Raw genomic sequence first — 19,968 nt, 5'->3', positions numbered from 1 at the left:
AATGATTAAACCGCAGAGTACGCAGAGAACGCAGAGGAAGAGAACAGAGAGATGAATAGTTCCGATGCTAACGGATTTGATATCAATCTCTCAGGTTTTTTCGGGAAAAAGAGATAAATTTTTCACCAAAGCAAAAATTATGACAAATACAGAAACAAAGAATCTCAATTCCCAAAAGTTAGGATCGGTTAGGCGCAAAGCCGTCAGCCTATCCTCAGAGGAATTAGTCAAAACCGCCTACCTCCAGCCCGAAAACTTTCTACCTCTAGTGGTTCAGCCAACAGTAGAAAAATTAAATCTCGCGGGTTGGGCTGCGAACAATTGCTCATTAATTGAAACGCAGTTATGGCAGCATGGAGGAATACTTTTTCGAGGCTTTGAAGTCGGCGGGGTGAATGGTTTCGAGCAGTTTATTCAAACTCTTGCTGGCGACTTGTTGGAATATTCTTTTCGCTCGACTCCGCGTAGCCAGGTGAGCGGAAATATTTACACTTCCACCGAGTATCCTGCCGAGCAATTCATCCCCCTGCACAATGAAATGGCTTATTCTCGAAATTGGCCGCTGAAAATCGCTTTTTTCTGCGTCAAGAAAGCCGAACAGGGAGGAGAAACTCCGATCGCTAACAGCCGCAAAGTGTTTGAAAGCCTGGATTCAAATATTAGAGAAAAGTTTGCCAAAAAAAAGGTTATGTATGTGCGAAATTACGGCGGTGGCGTAGATTTACCCTGGCAAAATGTCTTCAATACTGATAGCCAAATTGAGGTAGAAGAGTATTGCAAAAAAGCCGGAATTGAGTTAGAATGGAAAAGTTGCGATGGCTTGAGAACTCGGCAAATATGTCAAGCTGTCGCTGAACACCCACACACGCAGGAAATGGTGTGGTTTAATCAAGCTCACCTCTTCCACATTTCCAATCTCGAACCCGCCGTTCGCAAAGAGCTTTTAACTTCTTTTAAAGAGGAAGATTTACCCCGCAATGCTTATTACGGCGATGGCTCGCCCATTGAAGATTTTATATTAGACGAAATTCGTCGCTGCTATCAGCAAGAAACGATTGTTTTCCCTTGGGAAGAAGGAGATGTCTTGCTGCTAGATAATATGCTAGCCGCGCACGGACGCACGCCATTCTCTGGTTCGCGTCGGGTTGTTGTCGGTATGGCAGAACCGTTTAGCTGTCAAGATATTTAGGCTTATTAAAGGAACTTTAGAAATGCAAAACGAAACAATCGAAGGGTTTAGACTCTCTCCACAGCAACGGCATCTGTGGGGGTTACAGCAAAATAATCCTAAACAAATCTATCGCGTTCGAGGTGCAATTTTAATTACCGGAAATCTCGACAAAAAGATTCTTAAAAAGGCGCTGCAAAATGTCGTAAATCGGCACGAAATCCTGCGGACTAGCTTTCACTGCTTGCCTGGGATGACACTACCCCTGCAAGCGATCGCCAGCACTGGTGAAGTTCCTATCTCGGAACACAATCTCAGCGGTTTGTCTCCCGAAGAACAAGAAGCTAAAATCGCAGCGCTTTTTCAGCAACTAAACCTGCTTCCTTTTGATTTTGAGCGCGGCCCACTTTGGCATCTCTCTTTAGTCACTCTGGCGCAAAACAAGCAGCTATTGCTGGTGAACTTCTCTGCCTTAATTGCAGATAGCGTCACCCTGAAAAATTTCACCCGCGAACTCAGTCTTTCCTACTCAGCCTGCGCGTGCGGGGAAGAGTTCTCTGATGAGTCAATGCAATATGCCGATATTGCTGAGTGGCAAAATGAGTTACTCGAATCAGAAGAAACGGCAATCGGCCAAGAATACTGGCGAAAGCTGAACCTTGAATCTTGGGATTTATTAACACTTCCTTGGGAAAAGAAGAATGGAGAAGCGGAATTTAAGCCACAAGTAGAAAGGGTGGAAATTCGCGGTGATTTGTTGAACAGCCTAGAAGCGATCGCCCCAAAGCACAAAAGCGATATTTCTGCCTTCCTGCTGACTTGCTGGCAAATTCTCATTTGGCGGCTTACCAGAGAGCAAAACCCGATAATCGGCGTAGCGATTGACGGCAGAAAATATGAAGAATTAGAACACTCTCTGGGGCTGCTGTGCAAATACTTACCCCTACGATGCCCAGTGCAAGACGAGTTAAATTTCTCACAAGTGAGGCAGCAAGTTGAGCTTAATCTCAACGAGATGTACAACTGGCAAGAATATTTTAGCAGGGAAGAAATCTTAGAAAACGAAAAAACCAGCAGCTTTTGGCCCGTCTGCTTTGACTTCCAAGCAGAGCCTAACAACGATGATAACTCAGACGTTTCATTTTCCCTTATTCGGCAAGATGCCTGCCTACAACCATTCAAAATCAAGCTCTCCTGCCTTCGCCTGTGCAATTCCCTAAGCGCTGAATTTCACTATGATTCCGCTTTATTTGCTGCGGCAGATATAAAGCGCTTGTCAGAACACTTTCAGGCGCTTTTAGAAAGCACAGTCAAAAATCCAGAAGTCGCTATCAGTCAGCTAGACATACTCAGCGATCGCGATCGGCTGCAACTTCTCATTGACTTTAACCAAACTCAAAAAGATTACCCGAAAAATAAATGCGTTCATCAGCTTTTTGAAGAACAAGCAGAACGCAACCCAGACAGCATTGCCGTCGTCTTTGAAAGTGAAAAAATCACCTACCGAGAACTCAACGATCGCGCCAATCAACTCGCCCATCACCTGCAAAACTTGGGAGTTGAACCAGAGGTCGTTGTTGGCATTTGCCTCGATCGCTCCTTAGAAACAATCGTAGGAATGCTGGGCGTACTCAAAGCCGGTGGCGCCTATTTACCGATCGATCCAACGACCCCAATAGAGCGTAAAGCGCTAATGCTAGAAGACGCTCAGGTGAAGGTTTTGCTCGTACAACAGCGGCTCATCGAAAGCTTGCCGAAAACTCAGGCAAATATTGTTTGCATCGATACAGACATTCCCACTGTTTCTGCATCTTACACGCCCCGTGTTTCTACAGAAAATTTAGCTTACGTCATCTATACTTCCGGTTCCACTGGCATCCCCAAAGGAGTCGCGATCGAACACCGGCAACTGCTGAATTACCTGCACAGCATTCAAGAAAAATTAAACCTACCAGCCGATGCCAGTTTTGCTACCGTTTCCACCTTCGCCGCCGACTTAGGAAACACAGCCATTTTCCCCGCCCTTTGTTTCGGCGGTTGCCTGCATATTATCTCCCAAGAACGCGCCACCGATCCAGAGGCACTGGGTGAATATTTCTGCCGCAATCCCATCGACTGCCTCAAAATAGTTCCCTCTCACCTAGCCGCCCTTTTAAATTCCTCTCAACCCAAGTCAATTTTGCCTGGTAAACGGCTTATTTTAGGAGGTGAATCTGCCAATTGGAGCTTAATTAAAACTCTTCGCAATCTGGCTCCCAGTTGCTCACTATTCAATCACTACGGGCCAACAGAAACAACTGTAGGTGTCCTGACTTATCAAGTCGAATTTGATAAAATTGGGTGCGATTTTGACACAGTTCCACTCGGTCTTCCGATTGCCAACACTCAGATTTATATCTTGGATTCTTACTTGCAGCCGGTGCCGATCGGCGTACCTGGTGAACTGTACATCGGCGGTGATAATTTGGCGCGCGGATATCTTAACCGCCCTGAATTAACCGCAGAAAAATTTATTCCCAATCCATTTGACACGCAAGCAAAGACGCGACTGTACAAAACCGGCGACTTGGCTCGCTATTTGCCAGACGGAAACATCGAATTTATTGGGCGAATTGACAATCAGGTAAAAATTCGCGGTTTCCGCATTGAATTGGGAGAAATTGAGGCGGTGCTGGGGCAACATCCAGATATCGCGCAGGCTGTAGTGGTGGCGCGGGAAGATGCGCCTGGTGAAAAGCGTCTCGTGGCTTATTTTGTTTCTAATCAGAAACAAGCACCTACCCACAAGGAAATTCGCAATTTTTTAACGTCAAAATTGCCGGAGTACATGGTGCCTTCTGCTTTTGTGATACTCAAAAGTTTTCCTTTAACTTCTAATGGAAAAGTAGACCGACGAGCGCTGCCCGCACCTGATGAAATGCGACCGGAGTTGATAGGAAACTTTGTCGCGCCTCGCACAAATATCGAGGAAGTTTTAGCCGCTATCTGGGCTGAAGTTCTCAAAATTGAAAAAGTCGGCATTTACGACAACTTTTTTGAATTAGGAGGGCATTCCTTATTAGCAACTCAAGTAATTTCCAGAGTGCGCCAAGCATTTCAGGTCGAGTTGCCTTTGCACCGTTTATTTGAGTCGGCCACTGTCGCCGATTTTGCAGTAGCGATCGCGCAAAAGCAAGTCGAACAAAGCGACAGTGAAATGCTAGCTCAAGTTTTAGCAGACCTCGATCAACTGTCAGAAACCGAAATACAGGAAATTCTCGCCCAACAAGGAGTCAATCGATTTTAGATTTTAGATTTTAGATTTTAGATTGACTTGCGCGAGATAAATGCGGGGGCTTGAGGATTTGAGATTTGAGATTTGGGATTGATTCCACGCATAAATCCGGGGCATTGTACCACCTTTGAAATTCGCTTGTCAGAAAATGAGTGATTTAATCGAACGCATCGCGGCTCTTTCTCCCCAAAAGCGCGAGTTGCTGTTGCAGCGACTCAACCAGAAAAAAGAAAGCGTTTCGCTAGAAAAAATTCTGCCTCAAAGTCGAGAGTCTAACACTTTTCCTCTGTCGTTTGCTCAACAGCGATTGTGGTTTTTTGAGCAACTAAATCCCGGCAACTTTACCTATCACATCCCCGCCGCCGTGCGTTTGACGGGAACACTTGACGCGACATCTCTCGATCGCAGTCTCAATGAACTTGTCAAGCGTCATGAAGTTTTGCGAACGGCTTTTCAGACAATAAACGGGCAACCCGTTCAGGCGATCGCTTCCAATCTGGAATTGAAAATTTTAGAAATAGATTTGCGATCGCTTCCTGAAACTGAACGATCGCGCGAAGTTGAACGGTTAATCGCCGCAGAAGCAAAGCTTGCTTTCGATCTCTCACAAGCACCCTTATTGCGTGCCAAATTGCTGCACTTGAGCGATTCCAACTGGGTGCTGCTATTGAGTACGCACCACATCATTTTCGATGCCTGGTCAATGGGAATATTCATCCAGGAACTCGCCACGTTTTATCAAGCCTTTTGCACTGGCAAACCTTCTCCCCTTCCCGAACTGTCGGTACAGTACGCAGACTTTGCAAGTTGGCAGCGCCAGTGGTTGCAGGGAGAAGTTTTAGAGACGCAGCTTGCTTACTGGAAAAAACAGCTCGGAGGGAATCTCCCGGTACTAAATTTGCCAACCGATCGCCCGCGATCGGCAGTACAAACCTTCCGAGGTGCGGTGCATAAATTCACCATTCCCAAGGCAATAGCAGAGGAAATCGCCCAATTAAGCCAGCGGGAAAAAGCGACTTTATTTATGACGCTACTGGCAGCGTTTAAAACATTGATCTATCGCTACACCGGGCAAGAAGATATTTTAGTCGGCTCCCCCATTGCTAACCGTAATAGACGCGAAATCGAGGAAGTAATTGGCTTATTTGCTAACACCTTAGTTTTCCGCACCAATCTGTCGAGCAACCCGACTTTTAAAGAGTTACTGGGTCGCCTGCGAGAAGTAGCTCTCGGCGCATATAACCACCAGGATTTGCCCTTCGAGAAACTGGTAGAAATTATACACCACGAACGAGATTTAAGTCATAATCCCCTATTTCAGGTGTTGTTTTCTCTGCGAAATGTTCGGACGCCGCAGATAAAATTGCCAGGATTGACGTTGAGCAGTTTGGAAATAGAACGGAAAACGGCGAGATTTGATTTAGCGCTTGACTTGGAGGAAGGATTAGAGGGTATTAATGCAACGCTTGAGTATAGCCAAGATTTGTTTGATGCTAGCACTGCACGACGGATAGCCGGACATTTTCTAACCTTACTAGAAAGTATAGCTGCCAATCCCGAACAGCGCATTTCACATTTGCCAATCTTGACGAAACCTGAACAGCAGCAACTGCTGTTCGAGTGGAACAATACTCAATCGAATTTTCCGCAAGATAAGTGCATACATGAACTATTTGAAGCGCAGACAGAGCGGACGCCGGATGCGATCGCAGTCGTCTTTGAAAATGAACATCTGACTTACCGGGAACTGAACGAAAAAGCAAATAACCTCGCCAGTTACTTGCAAAAAATCGGTGTCAAACCAGAAGTTTTGGTGGGAATTTATGTCGATCGCTCCCTAGAAATGATGGTAGGGCTTCTCGGCATTCTCAAGGCTGGTGGCGCTTACGTTCCCCTCGATCCAGCGTATCCACCAGAGCGCCTGGGATTCATGCTGGAAGACGCGAAAATTTCAGTGTTACTCACTCAGAAAAAGCTATTAGAAACCCTGCCCAAAAATAGCGCCTCCCTCGTGTTTCTGGACGCAGATTTGGAAGGCATATCGAGCGGCGACGAGCCACTCGTGGGTTTACAAAATTCCTCCAATTTAGCCTATGTCATCTATACTTCAGGCTCAACAGGTAAACCCAAAGGAGTGCAAATTTCCCACGCCTCTGCCGTTAACTTCTTGAGTTCTATGCGCCAACAACTCGCGATCGCAGACGGCGATGTTTGGCTAGCAGTAACATCCTTATCTTTTGACATTGCAGCGCTGGAACTGTTCCTGCCTATTACAACAGGTTCTCGCGTTGTTGTAGCCAGCCGAGAAGTGGCATCTAACGGCGAAAAGCTTTTAGAAACATTAACAAATTCTGGCGCAAGCATTATGCAAGCTACTCCAGCCAGTTGGAAAATGCTTTTAGCAGCAGGATGGCAGGGAAACAATCAATTAAAAATACTGTGCGGGGGAGAAGCTTTACCCCGACATCTCGCCAATCAGTTGCTTTTGCGCGGCGCTTCTGTGTGGAATTTATACGGCCCTACAGAAACCACGATCTGGTCAACTCTCTATCAGGTCGATCGCAAAGATGAATCAGTTTCCATCGGTCGCCCGATCGCTAACACTCAAATTTTCATATTAGACCGCTATTTAATGCCGGTTCCCGTTGGCGTTTTTGGCGAACTGCACATCGGCGGTGCCGGCTTATCTAGAGGCTACCTAAACCGACCGGAACTGACCGCAGAGAAGTTTATTCCTAACCCCTTTGCAGAAGACCCAACTCATGCTTCATTCATCCTTAATTCTTCATCGTTTATTCTTTCAGAACGCCTCTATAAAACCGGGGACTTGGCTCGCTATCTCCCAGATGGAAACATTGAATTTATGGGGCGCAGCGACAACCAGGTGAAAGTTCGCGGATTTCGCATCGAATTAGGCGAAATTGAAGCGGTACTCAGCCAATACCCAGCCGTGCGAGAAGCGATCGCACTGGTTCGAGAAGACAATCCGGGCGACCAGCGTTTAGTAGCTTATATCGTTGCTAACTCAGCACTCAAAACTCAAGACTCAGAACTTATTAATGATTTGCGCTCTTACCTGAAACAAAAACTGCCGCAGTACATGATGCCGTCAGCGTTTGTGCTGCTGGAAGCAATGCCTTTAACGCCTAACGGAAAGATCGATCGGCGATCGCTAAGAGCACCTGACACAAACACAGCCGAATTAGAGAGCAATTTTACCGAGCCTCGAACTCCCGACGAGCAATTAATAGCAGAAATTTGGGCGGAAGTTCTCGGTTTAGAGCGAGTGGGAATTCACGATAACTTCTTTGAATTGGGAGGTCATTCATTGCTGGCTACTCAGGCGATTTCTCGCCTGCGAGAAGCTTTTCAAATTGAAGTACCCTTGCGCTCTCTTTTTGAATCGCCTACCGTCGCAACAGTCACCGAAAGCCTCTTGCAATATCGCGCCGATCAAAAACTGAAAGCACCCCCCATCAAGCCTGCGTCAAGGCAGGAAGAATTACCCCTTTCTTTTGCACAACAACGACTGTGGTTTCTCGACCAATTGCAGCCGGGAAATCCTGCCTATAATATCCCAGCAGCCGTGCGCTTGAAGGGGGCGCTCAATGTAGCGGTTCTAGAGCAAACTTTTCAGGAGATTATCAAGCGACACGAAGCATTGCGGACAACTTTTAATTCGGTGGAAGGACGACCCGCTCAGGTTATTATTTCATCTTTTAAATTCACATTGCCGATCGTAAACTTAAGAGAGTTATCGCAAGCTGAACGAGAAGCCGAGGCAATGCGACTCGCCGCTGAAGAAGCGCGACAGCCTTTTGACCTCACAAAATGGCCGTTACTGCGCGTCACATTGTTACATCTTGACGAGACAGAATACCTGCTGTTAGTGACAGTACACCACATCGTAGCCGATGGCTGGTCGATGGGGGTACTGGTGCGGGAAGTGGCGGCGCTTTATGAAGCTTTCTGCAGTGGCAAACCTTCTCCCCTACCCGAACTTTCTGTACAGTACGCAGACTATGCTGTTTGGCAAATAAACTGGCTGCAAGGCGAAGTTTTGGAAGCAAAACTCGCTGACTGGAAGCAGCAGTTGGGTCAAAATTTGCCCCCGCTGCAATTGCCAGCAAAACAACCGCGTTCTGCTGTTTCTAGCGATCGAGCTGAGATTCAAGAATTTCAGCTTGATTGGCAAGTTTCAGAAGCGCTAAACGCACTCAGTCGGCAACAAAATGTCACCTTATTTATGACATTGTTGGCAGCACTCCAAACGCTGCTTTATCGCTACACAAATCAAGAAGATATTGTCGTCGGTACTGACCTAGCAAACCGCACACAAGTTGAGACAGAAGCTTTAATTGGTTTCTTTGTCAATATCCTCGTCTTGCGAACCGATATGCGCGGCAATCCTACATTTCGCCAACTGCTCGATCGCGTGCGCGAAGTGACATTAAAAGCTTACACTCACCAAGATTTGCCCTTCGACAAACTGGTAGAAGAACTGCGTCCCGATCGCACCCTGAGTCAAACACCGCTCTTTCAAGTTTTATTCGTCATGCAAAATGCGCCTATGCCGAATTTAGAAATGGCGGGTTTAACTTTAATCCCGGTTGAAATTGATAGCGGCACGGCTAAATTTGATTTGGCGCTATTTGTGTCGGAAACAAAGACAGGAATTGTCGGCAGTTGGAAGTATAATTCCGACCTATTTGACAGAGAGACGATCGCTCAAATGTCAAATCGCTTTGAAACCCTCCTCGGCAGCATTGTGGCGCAGCCTGACAGTCGTTTGAACACTTTAGAAATACTCACAGAAGCCCAGAAGCAGAAACAAGCCATGCAAGAATTAAAGCGTGAAAAAAGCAATTTTAGTAAGTTCAAAAGCGTCAAGCCGAAGCCAGTGGCTTTGCCGCAAGGCGAATTGATAAAAACCGAGTACCTGCACCCCGACGAACTCTTTCCTTTAGTGGCAAAACCCGCAGTAGCCGATGTCGATCTCGCAGACTGGGCGAAAAATAACCGCGAATTTATAGAAGCAAAATTGCTACAGCATGGAGGGATTCTTTTTCGAGGGTTCACCGGCCCTGTGGTTTCCGCATTCGAGCAGTTTGCACTCTCAATTTGTTCGGAATTATTTGGGGAGTACGGGGATTTGCCACGCGAAGGAGTTAGCGGAAAAGTTTACGGTTCAACTCCTTACCCAGCAGATAAAGCTATCTTATTTCACAGCGAGAGTTCGCACCTGCACCGCTGGCCGATGAAAATCTGGTTTTTCTGCGTTCAGCCAGCGCAACAAGGCGGAGAAACGCCGATTGTTGACTGCCGTAAAATTTACCAGTTGCTAGACCCGAAACTCAGAGAAAAATTTGCCCAAAAGCAAATTATGTACGTCCGTAACTACACAGACGGACTGGATGTAAGCTGGAAAGATTTTTTCCAAACAGAAGACAAATCTGTGGTTGAGGAATACTGCCGACAAGCTGGGATGGAATTTGAGTGGAAAGCAGGAAATAATTTGAGAACTCGCAAAATTCGCCCTGCAATTGCCAAGCACCCAAAAACCAAAGAAATGGTATTTTTCAATCAACTTCCCTTGCACCACATTTCCTGCTTAGATGCGGCAACCCGCGCTTCCTTGCTCTCTGTTTTTGGAGAAGAGAACCTCCCCCGCAATGTTTATTACGGTGACGGCACTCCTATTGAAGACTCAGTAATGGAAGAAATTCAGGCAGTGTACGCGCAAGCTGCTGTTAGTTTTCCCTGGCAAGCAGGAGACATCTTAATGCTAGATAATATGCTTGCCGCTCACAGTCGCAATCCATTTATCGGTTCGCGAAAAATTGTTGTAGCGATGGGCGAAATGATTCCTGAATCAGGAATTTAATTCCCTCTCATATCATGTCCGGTCGATTAGCCTGATTCCTGTAGGGGCGGGTTCACCAACAATATCTGCCAATAATTGACAATCTCAAAAACCCGCCCGGCCGGGATATTATGGTCAATCGATCGGGCATAATATCATCTCTTCCAGGCAAATGTAACGAGAATAAAGTAGTGCTTTGATAAAGAGGAACAATGCAAACAATTAATGGATTTCGCCTTTCACCCCAGCAAAAATATCTGTGGCTTTTGCAGCAAGACAGCCCTGCTTACCGCATTCAATCCGCTATTTCGATCGAGGGAAGTCTTCAAACTGATAACCTCAAGAAAGCTTTAGAAAAAGTTAGCGATCGCCACGAAATTATCCGCACAAGCTTTCAGGGAAAGGCAGGGCTAAAAATTCCTATACAAGTTATCTCCGAACATAGCTCTGTTTCGTGGAACTGGGTTAACTTGAGTGAAGTAAATCCCCAGGAGCAAGAAGCCAAAATAGAAGAGATTTTTCAGCAAGAAAAGAGCGCTTTCTTCAAATTCGATCGCAATCCTGTTTGGCACTTGTCTTTAATTACACTTTCATCTGAAAGGCACATTTTACTGGTTAGTTTGCCCGCACTGTGCGCCGATAGTCGCACACTAAAAAATCTGGTTCAAGAAATCAGCCAGTGCTATGCCGCCTGCCTTCACGGCGAAGAAATTACCGATGAAGTTGTGCAATACATTCAATTTTCCGAATGGCAAAATGAATTGCTCGAAGATGAGGAAGCGGCGGAGGGCAAAGAATACTGGACTAGACAAGATTTATCGGCGCTAGCGAGTTTAAGGTTGCCGTTTGAAAATAGATTAATTAACGCGCCATCTCAATTTACTCCCCAAGCTTTTGAGGTCAAATTAGAGTCAGCTTTGCTGGTTCAAGTGGAAGATATCGCCCGCCAGTACAACACCTCACTTTCTACATTCTTGCTCGCTTGCTGGAAAATTTTGCTCTGGCGACTGATTGGCCAATCAGAGCTCACTGTTGGCGTGGCATTCGACGGTCGAAAATACGAAGAACTAGAGCCAGCGCTTGGGCTGTTTGCCAAATTTTTACCGCTGTCGAGCCAACTAACAGAAAACTTTTCCTTCGCGGAAACCTTGCACCAAATTCAGCAGGAAGAATGCGAGGCATACAAGTATCAAGAATATTTCTCCCACGAATATCTAGGCAACTCTTCCGGCTTTCCATTTGGTTTCGAGTTTGAGGAACACCTCAAAAAGCATTCGGCTAGTGGCGTATTTTTTTCGATTTACAAGCAGTATGCGTGCTGCGATCGCTTCAAAGTTAAACTCTCTTGCCACCGCCAAAATGACTCGCTCGCCGCTGAGTTTCACTACGATCCTATCTTCCTTGCAGACAACAGTATCCGGTGCTTGGCCGAGCAATTTTACGCCTTAGTGCAAAGTGTAGCCAGCAACCCACAAACCGCAATCGGCAAGCTCGAAATGCTGAGCGATCGCGCCCGAAATCAATTATTACTAGAATTCAACAGCACCAAAGCAGATTACCAGCTCAATAAGTGCGTGCACCAGCTTTTTGAAGAACAAGCAGAGCGATCGCCCAACAGTATAGCTGCTGTTTGTGAAAATCAGCAAATTACCTACAGCGAACTCAACGCCCGCGCTAACCAAATTGCCCATTACTTGCAACAATTAGGTGTCAAGCCAGAGGTGATTGTCGGCATTTGCGTCGATCGCTCTTTAGAGGCTATCGCTGGAATTCTAGGCATCCTCAAAGCAGGTGGCGCCTACCTACCGCTCGATTCAGCCATGCCCAAAGAGCGCCTAGCATTGATGTTGCAAAACGCTCAGACTCCAGTGCTGTTAACGCAACAGCATCTAATCACAAATTTGCCGGAAACTCAGGCACAGATCGTCTGCTTAGATACAGACATTCTCTCTTTTTCTCCTACTACTTTCGTCTCTGCTTCTGGTGAAAATTTAGCTTACATTATCTATACCTCCGGTTCCACCGGCACACCCAAAGGAGTCGCTATTGAACACCGCCAACTGCTCAATTACCTGCACGGCATTCAAGAAAGATTAAACCTGCCATCAGGTGCAAATTATGCCACCGTTTCCACCTTCGCAGCAGACTTAGGACACACTGTTATTTTTCCCGCTTTGTGTTCGGGTGGATGCCTGCACATTATCTCTCAAGAACGCGCAACAGATCCTCAAGCAATTGCGGCTTATTTTCAGCAACATTCTATCGATTGTTTGAAAATTGTTCCCTCTCACTTAAAAGCTTTGTTGAGCGCTTCTAACCCCGCGCAAATCTTACCGAAAAAGCGATTAATTCTCGGCGGTGAGCCTTTGATGTGGAATTTAATTGAAACAATTCAGAAATACAATCCAGACTGCTCGATCTTCAACCATTACGGGCCGACAGAAACAACTGTAGGCGTGCTGACTTATCAGGTAAAAATGCAAGGCGATCGCATTTCCCAGACAGTTCCTTTAGGTCGCCCACTACCCAACACGCAGATTTATTTGCTCGATTCGCACTTGCAGCCGGTTCCTGTAGGGGTAGCCGGTGAATTATATATTGCTGGTGCGGGATTGGCTCGCGGCTATCTAAACCAACCAGAACTCACCGCAGAAAAATTTATTTGCAAGTCATTGAATCAGGAACCGGAAACTCGACTTTACAAAACTGGCGACTTAGCTCGCTATTTGCCAGACGGAAATATAGAATTTATCGATCGCGTCGATCGCCAAGTAAAGCTGCGAGGTTTCCGCATTGAATTAGGAGAAATTGAGGCGGGGCTGTCTCATCATCCCTCTGTACGCGAGGCAGCCGTTTTACTTCAAGAAAATGAACCGGGAAATCAGCGTTTAGTCGCCTATATTGTTTCTCACTCAAAACCCAGCATTCAGGACTCACAACTAATTGAAAGCCTGCGTTCATTCCTCAAAGAACAACTGCCCGAATACATGATACCTTCTGCTTTTGTGGTTCTGAAAGCGCTGCCACTGACTCCCAATGGCAAAATAGACCGTCAAGCGCTTCCTGCACCGTCCGTAGCAGCCAATTTTACAGATACGTTTGTAGGCCCTCGCACTCCCGCTGAGGAGATTCTTGCCGAAATTTGGAGCCAGCTTCTCAACCTTAAACAGGTAGGAATTCACGACAATTTCTTTGACTTGGGGGGACACTCATTACTGATTACTCAGTTGTTAGCCAAAGTGCGAGAATGTTTTCAGGTGGAATTGCCTTTGCGCGTTTTGTTTGAAGCTCCTACTGTAGCTGGTTTAGCTGAAAAAATCGAAATGCAGCAAGGGGGCAACACAGCGGGCGATCGCACTGCAAGTTTCGATATTAATGCTGAAGTTGTTTTAGATCCGGCAATTCGCCCTGCAACTCCATTGAGCGAGCCAAAAACTGAACCAGCTTGCATTTTCTTAACAGGGGCGACGGGCTTTTTGGGAGCCTTTTTACTCCGCGATCTCTTGCAACAAACTCAAGCAGAAATTTATTGCCTAGTCCGTTCTGCCGATGCAGAATCAGCTAAAAAGCGGATTCAAAGCAGCCTCGAATCCTATTTAATTTGGGATGAAAGCAGCAGCGATCGCATTATCCCAATTGCTGGAGATCTGTCTCAATCACTTTTGGGGCTTTCCGAGGAGCAGTTCGGAGTTTTAGCCAGTAAAATTGATGTCATTTACCACAATGGCGCGTTTGTCAAGTTTACTTATCCCTACTCTGTTCTCAAACCGGCTAACGTTTTGGGGACGCAGGAAGTTCTGAGATTGGCGAGTCAAAGTAAGCTAAAACCAGTCCATTTAATTTCTACTATTTCCGTTTTTTCGGCAAAGGGAGAATCTGGGATTAAGCACGTGCGAGAGGAGGACGAACTCACTCCGGGAGAGGGTCTCAAAGGCGCTTACACTCAGACTAAGTGGGTGGCAGAAAAGTTAGTAGAGGTCGCGCGCGATCGCGGCATTCCTGTTACCATTTACAGGCCAGGTCGCATTTCTGGGGACAGCCAAACAGGGGCCTGCAATCCCAGTGATTTACTGTACAGGTTAATCGCTGGTTGCGTGCAACTTGGATGTGCACCCGATGACGATAAGCTGATGAATGTAGCGCCTGTTGACTATGTGAGCGGAGCGATCGTTCATCTTTCGAGCCAAAAAGAATTGCTCGGAAAGACGTTTCATTTAGTCAACACTCAGTCCTTTCAAATGAGCGAATTGCTTGGCTGGATTTGCTCAATGGGTTATCCAATCAAACGAGTTTCGTCTGAGACTTGGCAAGCAGAAATAATCAATCGCGCTGGAAATTCTCCCGCTCATGCTTTGTACCCGCTTGTCGGTCTTTTTTCCGAAAAAGTTTCTGATGCAGACATGGCTAAATCTGCGACGCTGCAATTTGATTGCCAGAATGCGTTGAAGGGACTTTCTGGAACGGACATTATCTGCCCGCAAGCGGATGCGAGTTTGTTTCGGACTTATTTTTCCTATCTTGTCGATCGCCAGTTAATAGAGGCTCCCAAACATCTGGTCTAAAAATGTAGAGGCGCGAGCGATCGCGTTTCTACCTTGGTCACTTTGAGGAAAATTTTCAATGAAGGAGGGCTTAAACTTAATGAATGTTAGCTTAGGAAATAATAATGCGATCGCGATCGCAGGCAGAGCTACCGCAGAAGGAACGCGGCGTTACAGGGAACGGCACAACAAAAACTGTGCAGCCGATCACTTCCGAGAAACTGGTTCGCTTGTGGCCAGCTCGATTGGAATTGGCACTTACCTTGGGGAACCAGATGAGTATACTGACACTCTGGTGGCGGAAGCTGTAGTGGAATCGGTTCGGCGGGGTGCCAACCTAATTGACTCAGCAATTAACTACCGCTACCAGTACGGAGAGCGGAGCGTAGGAAAGGCTATCCGCCGTCTCCTGGAATCGGGAGAAGCCTCAAGGGATGAACTAATTATCTGTACGAAAGGCGGCGTTGTTCCCCATCCAACTCCCAACCATGTAGAGTGGTTTTATCAGCAGTACGTCGAGCCAAACAACTCTACTATCAGCATGGCAGATTTGGCCCAGGAGCGTTACTGCATCCACCCAGAATACATTCAAGATCAGCTTAATTGGAGCCTCGCCAACCTCGGCATTGAGACAATCGATGTCTACTATCTTCACAATCCAGAAAAGCTACTTTCTCAAGTTGAACCCGATATTTTTTACAATCGGTTGCGAGAGGTTTTTGAGGTACTTGAAGGTGCGGTTTTAGCTGGAAAAATTGCTAATTACGGTGTGGCAACTTGGAATGCTTTTCGCGTACCTCCAACTGAAAAGTACCATATCGATCTGGCGCGTGCGAAGTCCATTGCTCGCGAAGTAGCTGGGAACAAAGAGGATGGGTTTCGGTTTATCCAGCTTCCTTTGAATATGGGGATGCCGGAAGCTGTGCTAAGCCCAACTCAAACAATCAAAGGAGAACAAGTCTCAGTATTGGAAGCTGCCGATCGCTTAGGCATTTGGGCGATCGCCAGTAGGTCGATCTGTGAAGCGCAGGTTATCGGTCAGATCCCAGAAAAGATTGCTTCTGCCTTTGGCGAAAGCTTGCGGACAGACTGCCAGCGGGCGCTCCAATATACCCGCAGCGCCCCTGGCCTCCTGAGTGCCCTTGTAGGGATGAAAGCGCCAAAACATATAGAAGAGAACCTAGCCCTTGCTGCTGTCGGGCGGCTTGGGAGAGCAAGGTTTCAGGAACTTACTGATTCAATTGTTCAAGTGTTAAACGGAAATTGAAGTTGCCCTTGCCGGAGAACGGCTGAACTTAAAATCTTCAATGGCATTATGGAATAGTTTCAGTTAATGTTTATGGTTCTTCCATACTTAGTGTGGGAGCATCTCAATGAAAGCAGGCCTCCGCTAGAAATTGGAGTTTTGAGGCAGGAGGCAGGAGGCAGGAGGGAAGAGGGAAGAGGAAGAAGGAAGGAGCCAGAAGAAGTGTTTTTACAAATATGAGATGCTCCCGATCGTGTGCTAAAATGAGATATTATTGTAACATTTTAGCCGACTAAGTACGCAAGCTCCCTGATTACTGAATAAATCAATCATTAATAAATTCACCTTCACAGATAATCGAGTCTCTGTTCTCCAAATCTTCTTGATTCCAGACCGCGTTTAATGCTGCAGAACTTAAGGAAGTTGACATCGTATTTAATGTTGTGTTGTAGTATTCCGCAGCATTATTAAGTTCCACCTGCGGCGCTTCCTTGAAGTATGAATTAATATCAGGCGTGCACCGCTGGGCTTGGTAGTATACATAAGCTTCAGCATTAATGCACATTACGTGGTAAAAATCCTTATTTGCTGCCGCAACATCTCCAAGTTTATACAGCGCTAAACCCCGGTTGAGATAAGCTTTAACATAGTTCGGATCGAGTTCTACTGCTTGGTCAAAGTCTTCAATTGCAAGCTGCATTTGTTTTAATTTATAGCGAACGCAACCTCTGTTATAATAGGCATAAACATTTTGTGGATCGATGGCGAGTGCAATGTTGTAATCGGCCATCGCCTGCGTATTGTCTCCTAGTTGGTGGTAACAGAGACCTCGATTTATGTAAGCTTTGATATATTTAGGATTCAACCGCAGCGTTTCGTTAAAGTTTTCCGTTGCTGCCTCTTTTTCTCCCAAAAGGTAGTAAGCGCGCCCCCGGTTGTAATAGGTTTTATAATTGTTGGAATTGATAGAGAGAGCTCGATTGTAGTCTTCTATTGCTTCTTCGTAGTTTCCTAAATTAGCAAGTACCAGTCCCCGGTTGTTGTAGATAGCGTGGCTGTTAGGCTTATTTGCTAAAGCACAGTTTAAATCTTCAATGGCTTTGTCGTGTTCTCCGAGATGACGCCAAGCATTGCCTCGATTCAGGTAAGCCTCGAAGAAATTAGGATTGATATCTAGGGCTTGGCTGAGGTCTGCGATCGCTTTTTGGTAGTCTTTCATGTAATAATACACCAAGCCGCGATTGTTATAGGCTTTGGCATCGGCGGGATTGAGTTGCAGTATGCGATCGAAATCGTCGATCGCCGCTTCATAGTTTCCTTTCTTGGCGCTGTGCAAACCGCGCTTGTAAAATTGTTTGAGGTTCATAGGTCAACTTTCAGGAGTGCTTGATTCTGGGGGTTGATTCCTGTGCTGTCAGTTTTGAGTTCGACAGCCGTTAATCTGTTGAAAGAGCATCCACCTGCGGTCAGAGTAACTCTTGAATGATTCCGGGCAATCTACCGTAAACAGGATTTTTGGTTTATTTTAACAGTAGTTAAATCATGTGGAAAGGCTTTGCACGTCGGCTGGATTTACTTATTAGTCAGTTCGATTGTTTACTCGATCGACTTGCTCTCAAAAGTCTAGTTTTACTTGGTGCTCGGTGTCTCTTGATGCAGCGACGATCGGCTAGATCGGCAAATTAAGTTTGAGACCGCTACTCAGTATAAATTGTTGCCAGCAGTCCTACCGAGTAAACTCTCTATTTTTTTGACAAATTTCGTCTCAGTATTTGCGACAGTACGTCTCTACAAACTTTTGTTGCCTAATTACCAATTACCGATTGATTTCCTCTTCCACATAAACTCTCAATTTCTCCAAATCGGGAAGTTCGATCAATTCTTGTTCCTTTTCCTTAACCGACATGGGCATCATCACAGGTTTACGCTGCTCGATCCAGCAACTCGCCAGCGGTAAAGTTTGTTCCAAATCTTCCAAAGGCCTCGGAATTACCATCACCGCGTTCAACTCGCCAATTCGCTCAGCTTCGTACATCCCGGCTTCTACGGCTACTGCTACATCTGCAACTGCACCGCGAATAATTGCCGTACACAAGCCGGCGCCTATTTTCTCGTAAGCTGCCAAGTGTACGTCTGCAGATTTGAGCATAGCATCGCAAGCACCGACCATTGCCGGAAATCCGCGGGTTTCGAGCAAACCGATCGCCTGATTGCTAAGCCGAGAATAACTGCCTTTTTCCGAAAGTTCAGTCAGCCGAAAGCCGATCGGCAAAACCACTTCCAAATTAGCCAAAGGTCTAGGAATCACTAACTTAGAAACAAACTGCCCGAACTGTTCGGCAGTTTGAGCTCCAGCTTCCACAGCCAAACGCACATCCGAAATTCTGCCCCGGACGATCGCGGTACAGTGACCGGAACCAATTTTTTCGTATCCTACTAAAATCACTCCTGCCGACTTGAGCATCATGTCAGCAGTCCCGACAATTGCCGGAAAACTCTTGGTCGATACCAAACCCAAAGCAGTGTCTTTGAAGTATTCCTGGCGCTGCGATCGCTCTTGGTGACTGTTACGATCTGTTTGTCCGTCCATCTTCTATTACCCTTAGAAACTTCCCAAAATAAAAATTTGTTGATAGTTTATAGTTTCTCAGATGAGAAGACAGACTGCACGAGCTACAAGACACTGATTGCTGCTGCAAGGTCTGACAAATTGCTGAGCTACCAATAATATGAGATTACCTATTTATATTTGATCTTTCTGCCTTTAGCATAGCTGGCTTTTGCCGAAATGACCGAAAGCATCGAGGATACCCGCCACGTGATTCATCCGTCCAGAAATAAAAAACCTGTATCCCATAAAGGAACCCCGAATTTATCTCGCGCAAGTCAATGCTTCAATCTCAAATCTAAAATCGAAAATCGCGCAATCGATTGACGGCTACCCGGAACCGCCCGATAGAGTTTGGCCGTTTTCCTCCGATCGATTAAAAGCTTGCCGGTGCGGAAACAGCGTCCCCAACAGCCGATTGATGTGAGCTTGGCCATATAGAATAGTTGGCGTTTCCCCTGGTTGGGGCGGCTCTGCGGTGGTGGGTTCCGGTGGCTCTGGGGCAGTCTCCGGCGCAGTTTGAGGCGGTGTTTGGGCGGGTTGTGGCGGCTCGATCGGCTCGAAAGGCTCGATCGGTCGATCGACTGGTGGCGTAGTGGCTTCGGGGGGTTCTGGTGCTGTTGGCGCTGCTGTTGGCGCTGCTGTTGGCGCTGCTGCTGTTGCTTCTGCGGCGACTTGGCGGCTGGTATCTCCCATTAGAGAACCTGCTGGCATAATTTGCATTTTGTCGATACAAGGATTGATTAGGGTCGTCGCGGCGCCAATACAGGCATTTTCCCCGATCGTTCCCGCACCTACCACCAGCACCCCTGCACCCAGAATTACGCCCGCCGCGATTTCCAGAGTACCTTCACGGGCGTGAAGGATAACTCCCATACCGATACAGGCACCGGCGGCGATCGAGATCCGGCTTCCGGGCTCTGCTTGCAGGATTGCTCCAGGGGCGATCGCCGCACCCTCATTCACAACTACATCGCCACTCATCAAAATCTGAGAGTTGCTACTTAATTGCAGTGGCGATAAATACATTCGACTTCACCATGAAAGGAGCTATTTTTTTCGATAAAACGACTTTAAATTATGGGTTTTCTCGACTGATAAATTTAACCATGTCAATCTAAGAAACGATAATTTACTAATACTGAGAAGCTTGATGATTTAACGTTTTATAGAAACTTTCCGAAGATTCTAGATTTTGACCAACATTTCTCATTCGAGCTTTTTAACTATCTCAAATCCAACTTAAATCCGCTGGGGTTTCTCCCGTT

At 46.4% G+C, this 19,968-nt stretch carries 8 protein-coding genes; 5 read left to right on the top strand and 3 right to left on the bottom strand.

Annotated elements, in window-relative coordinates; translation table 11 throughout:
* Window positions 1-139: 139 nt before the first annotated feature.
* From QUB39_RS14325 to QUB39_RS14305, 5 genes are all read left to right on the top strand, one after another.
* Window positions 140-1,189, top strand: coding sequence for a TauD/TfdA family dioxygenase (locus QUB39_RS14325; protein WP_333209378.1), 1,050 nt, complete (start codon window positions 140-142; stop codon window positions 1,187-1,189).
* A 22-nt stretch (window positions 1,190-1,211) separates the two neighbouring features.
* Window positions 1,212-4,454, top strand: a complete 3,243-nt coding sequence (locus tag QUB39_RS14320) for an amino acid adenylation domain-containing protein (RefSeq protein WP_333209380.1) — start codon at window positions 1,212-1,214, stop codon at window positions 4,452-4,454.
* Window positions 4,455-4,590: 136 nt separating this feature from the next.
* Window positions 4,591-10,326: an amino acid adenylation domain-containing protein gene (locus QUB39_RS14315; RefSeq protein WP_333209382.1), complete on the top strand. Its 5,736-nt coding sequence runs from the start codon at window positions 4,591-4,593 to the stop codon at window positions 10,324-10,326.
* A 191-nt stretch (window positions 10,327-10,517) separates the two neighbouring features.
* Window positions 10,518-14,867, top strand: coding sequence for an amino acid adenylation domain-containing protein (locus QUB39_RS14310; RefSeq protein ID WP_333209384.1), 4,350 nt, complete (start codon window positions 10,518-10,520; stop codon window positions 14,865-14,867).
* A 58-nt stretch (window positions 14,868-14,925) separates the two neighbouring features.
* Window positions 14,926-16,113, top strand: a complete 1,188-nt coding sequence (locus QUB39_RS14305; protein WP_333053463.1) for an aldo/keto reductase — start codon at window positions 14,926-14,928, stop codon at window positions 16,111-16,113.
* 304 nt (window positions 16,114-16,417) lie between these two features.
* On the opposite strand, the gene QUB39_RS14300 is transcribed toward QUB39_RS14305, so the two are convergent.
* The 3 genes from QUB39_RS14300 to QUB39_RS14290 form a co-directional block, all read right to left on the bottom strand.
* On the bottom strand, window positions 16,418-17,458 hold the full coding sequence (locus tag QUB39_RS14300; RefSeq protein WP_333053462.1) for a tetratricopeptide repeat protein: 1,041 nt from the start codon (window positions 17,456-17,458) through the stop codon (window positions 16,418-16,420).
* A gap of 450 nt (window positions 17,459-17,908) precedes the next feature.
* On the bottom strand, window positions 17,909-18,682 hold the full coding sequence (locus QUB39_RS14295) for a BMC domain-containing protein (protein ID WP_333053461.1): 774 nt from the start codon (window positions 18,680-18,682) through the stop codon (window positions 17,909-17,911).
* Between the two features lie 348 nt (window positions 18,683-19,030).
* The gene (locus QUB39_RS14290; RefSeq protein WP_333053460.1) at window positions 19,031-19,729 is read right to left on the bottom strand and encodes a carbon dioxide concentrating mechanism protein; all 699 of its coding nucleotides are present in this window, start codon (window positions 19,727-19,729) and stop codon (window positions 19,031-19,033) included.
* Window positions 19,730-19,968 lie beyond the last annotated feature (239 nt).

Source organism: Microcoleus sp. AT8-B5, assembly GCF_036705565.1.
GTDB lineage: Bacteria > Cyanobacteriota > Cyanobacteriia > Cyanobacteriales > Microcoleaceae > Microcoleus.
The sequence above is the reverse complement of the archived record's forward strand: the minus strand, read 5'-3'. Positions and strand labels throughout refer to the sequence as shown.

Coding starts and splice junctions, on each gene's coding strand:
- QUB39_RS14325 (WP_333209378.1), top strand. CDS start 140: ATGACAAATACAGAAACAAAGAATCTCAATTCCCAAAAGTTAGGATCG.
- QUB39_RS14320 (WP_333209380.1), top strand. CDS start 1,212: ATGCAAAACGAAACAATCGAAGGGTTTAGACTCTCTCCACAGCAACGG.
- QUB39_RS14315 (WP_333209382.1), top strand. CDS start 4,591: ATGAGTGATTTAATCGAACGCATCGCGGCTCTTTCTCCCCAAAAGCGC.
- QUB39_RS14310 (WP_333209384.1), top strand. CDS start 10,518: ATGCAAACAATTAATGGATTTCGCCTTTCACCCCAGCAAAAATATCTG.
- QUB39_RS14305 (WP_333053463.1), top strand. CDS start 14,926: ATGAAGGAGGGCTTAAACTTAATGAATGTTAGCTTAGGAAATAATAAT.
- QUB39_RS14300 (WP_333053462.1), bottom strand. CDS start 17,458: ATGAACCTCAAACAATTTTACAAGCGCGGTTTGCACAGCGCCAAGAAA.
- QUB39_RS14295 (WP_333053461.1), bottom strand. CDS start 18,682: ATGGACGGACAAACAGATCGTAACAGTCACCAAGAGCGATCGCAGCGC.
- QUB39_RS14290 (WP_333053460.1), bottom strand. CDS start 19,729: ATGTATTTATCGCCACTGCAATTAAGTAGCAACTCTCAGATTTTGATG.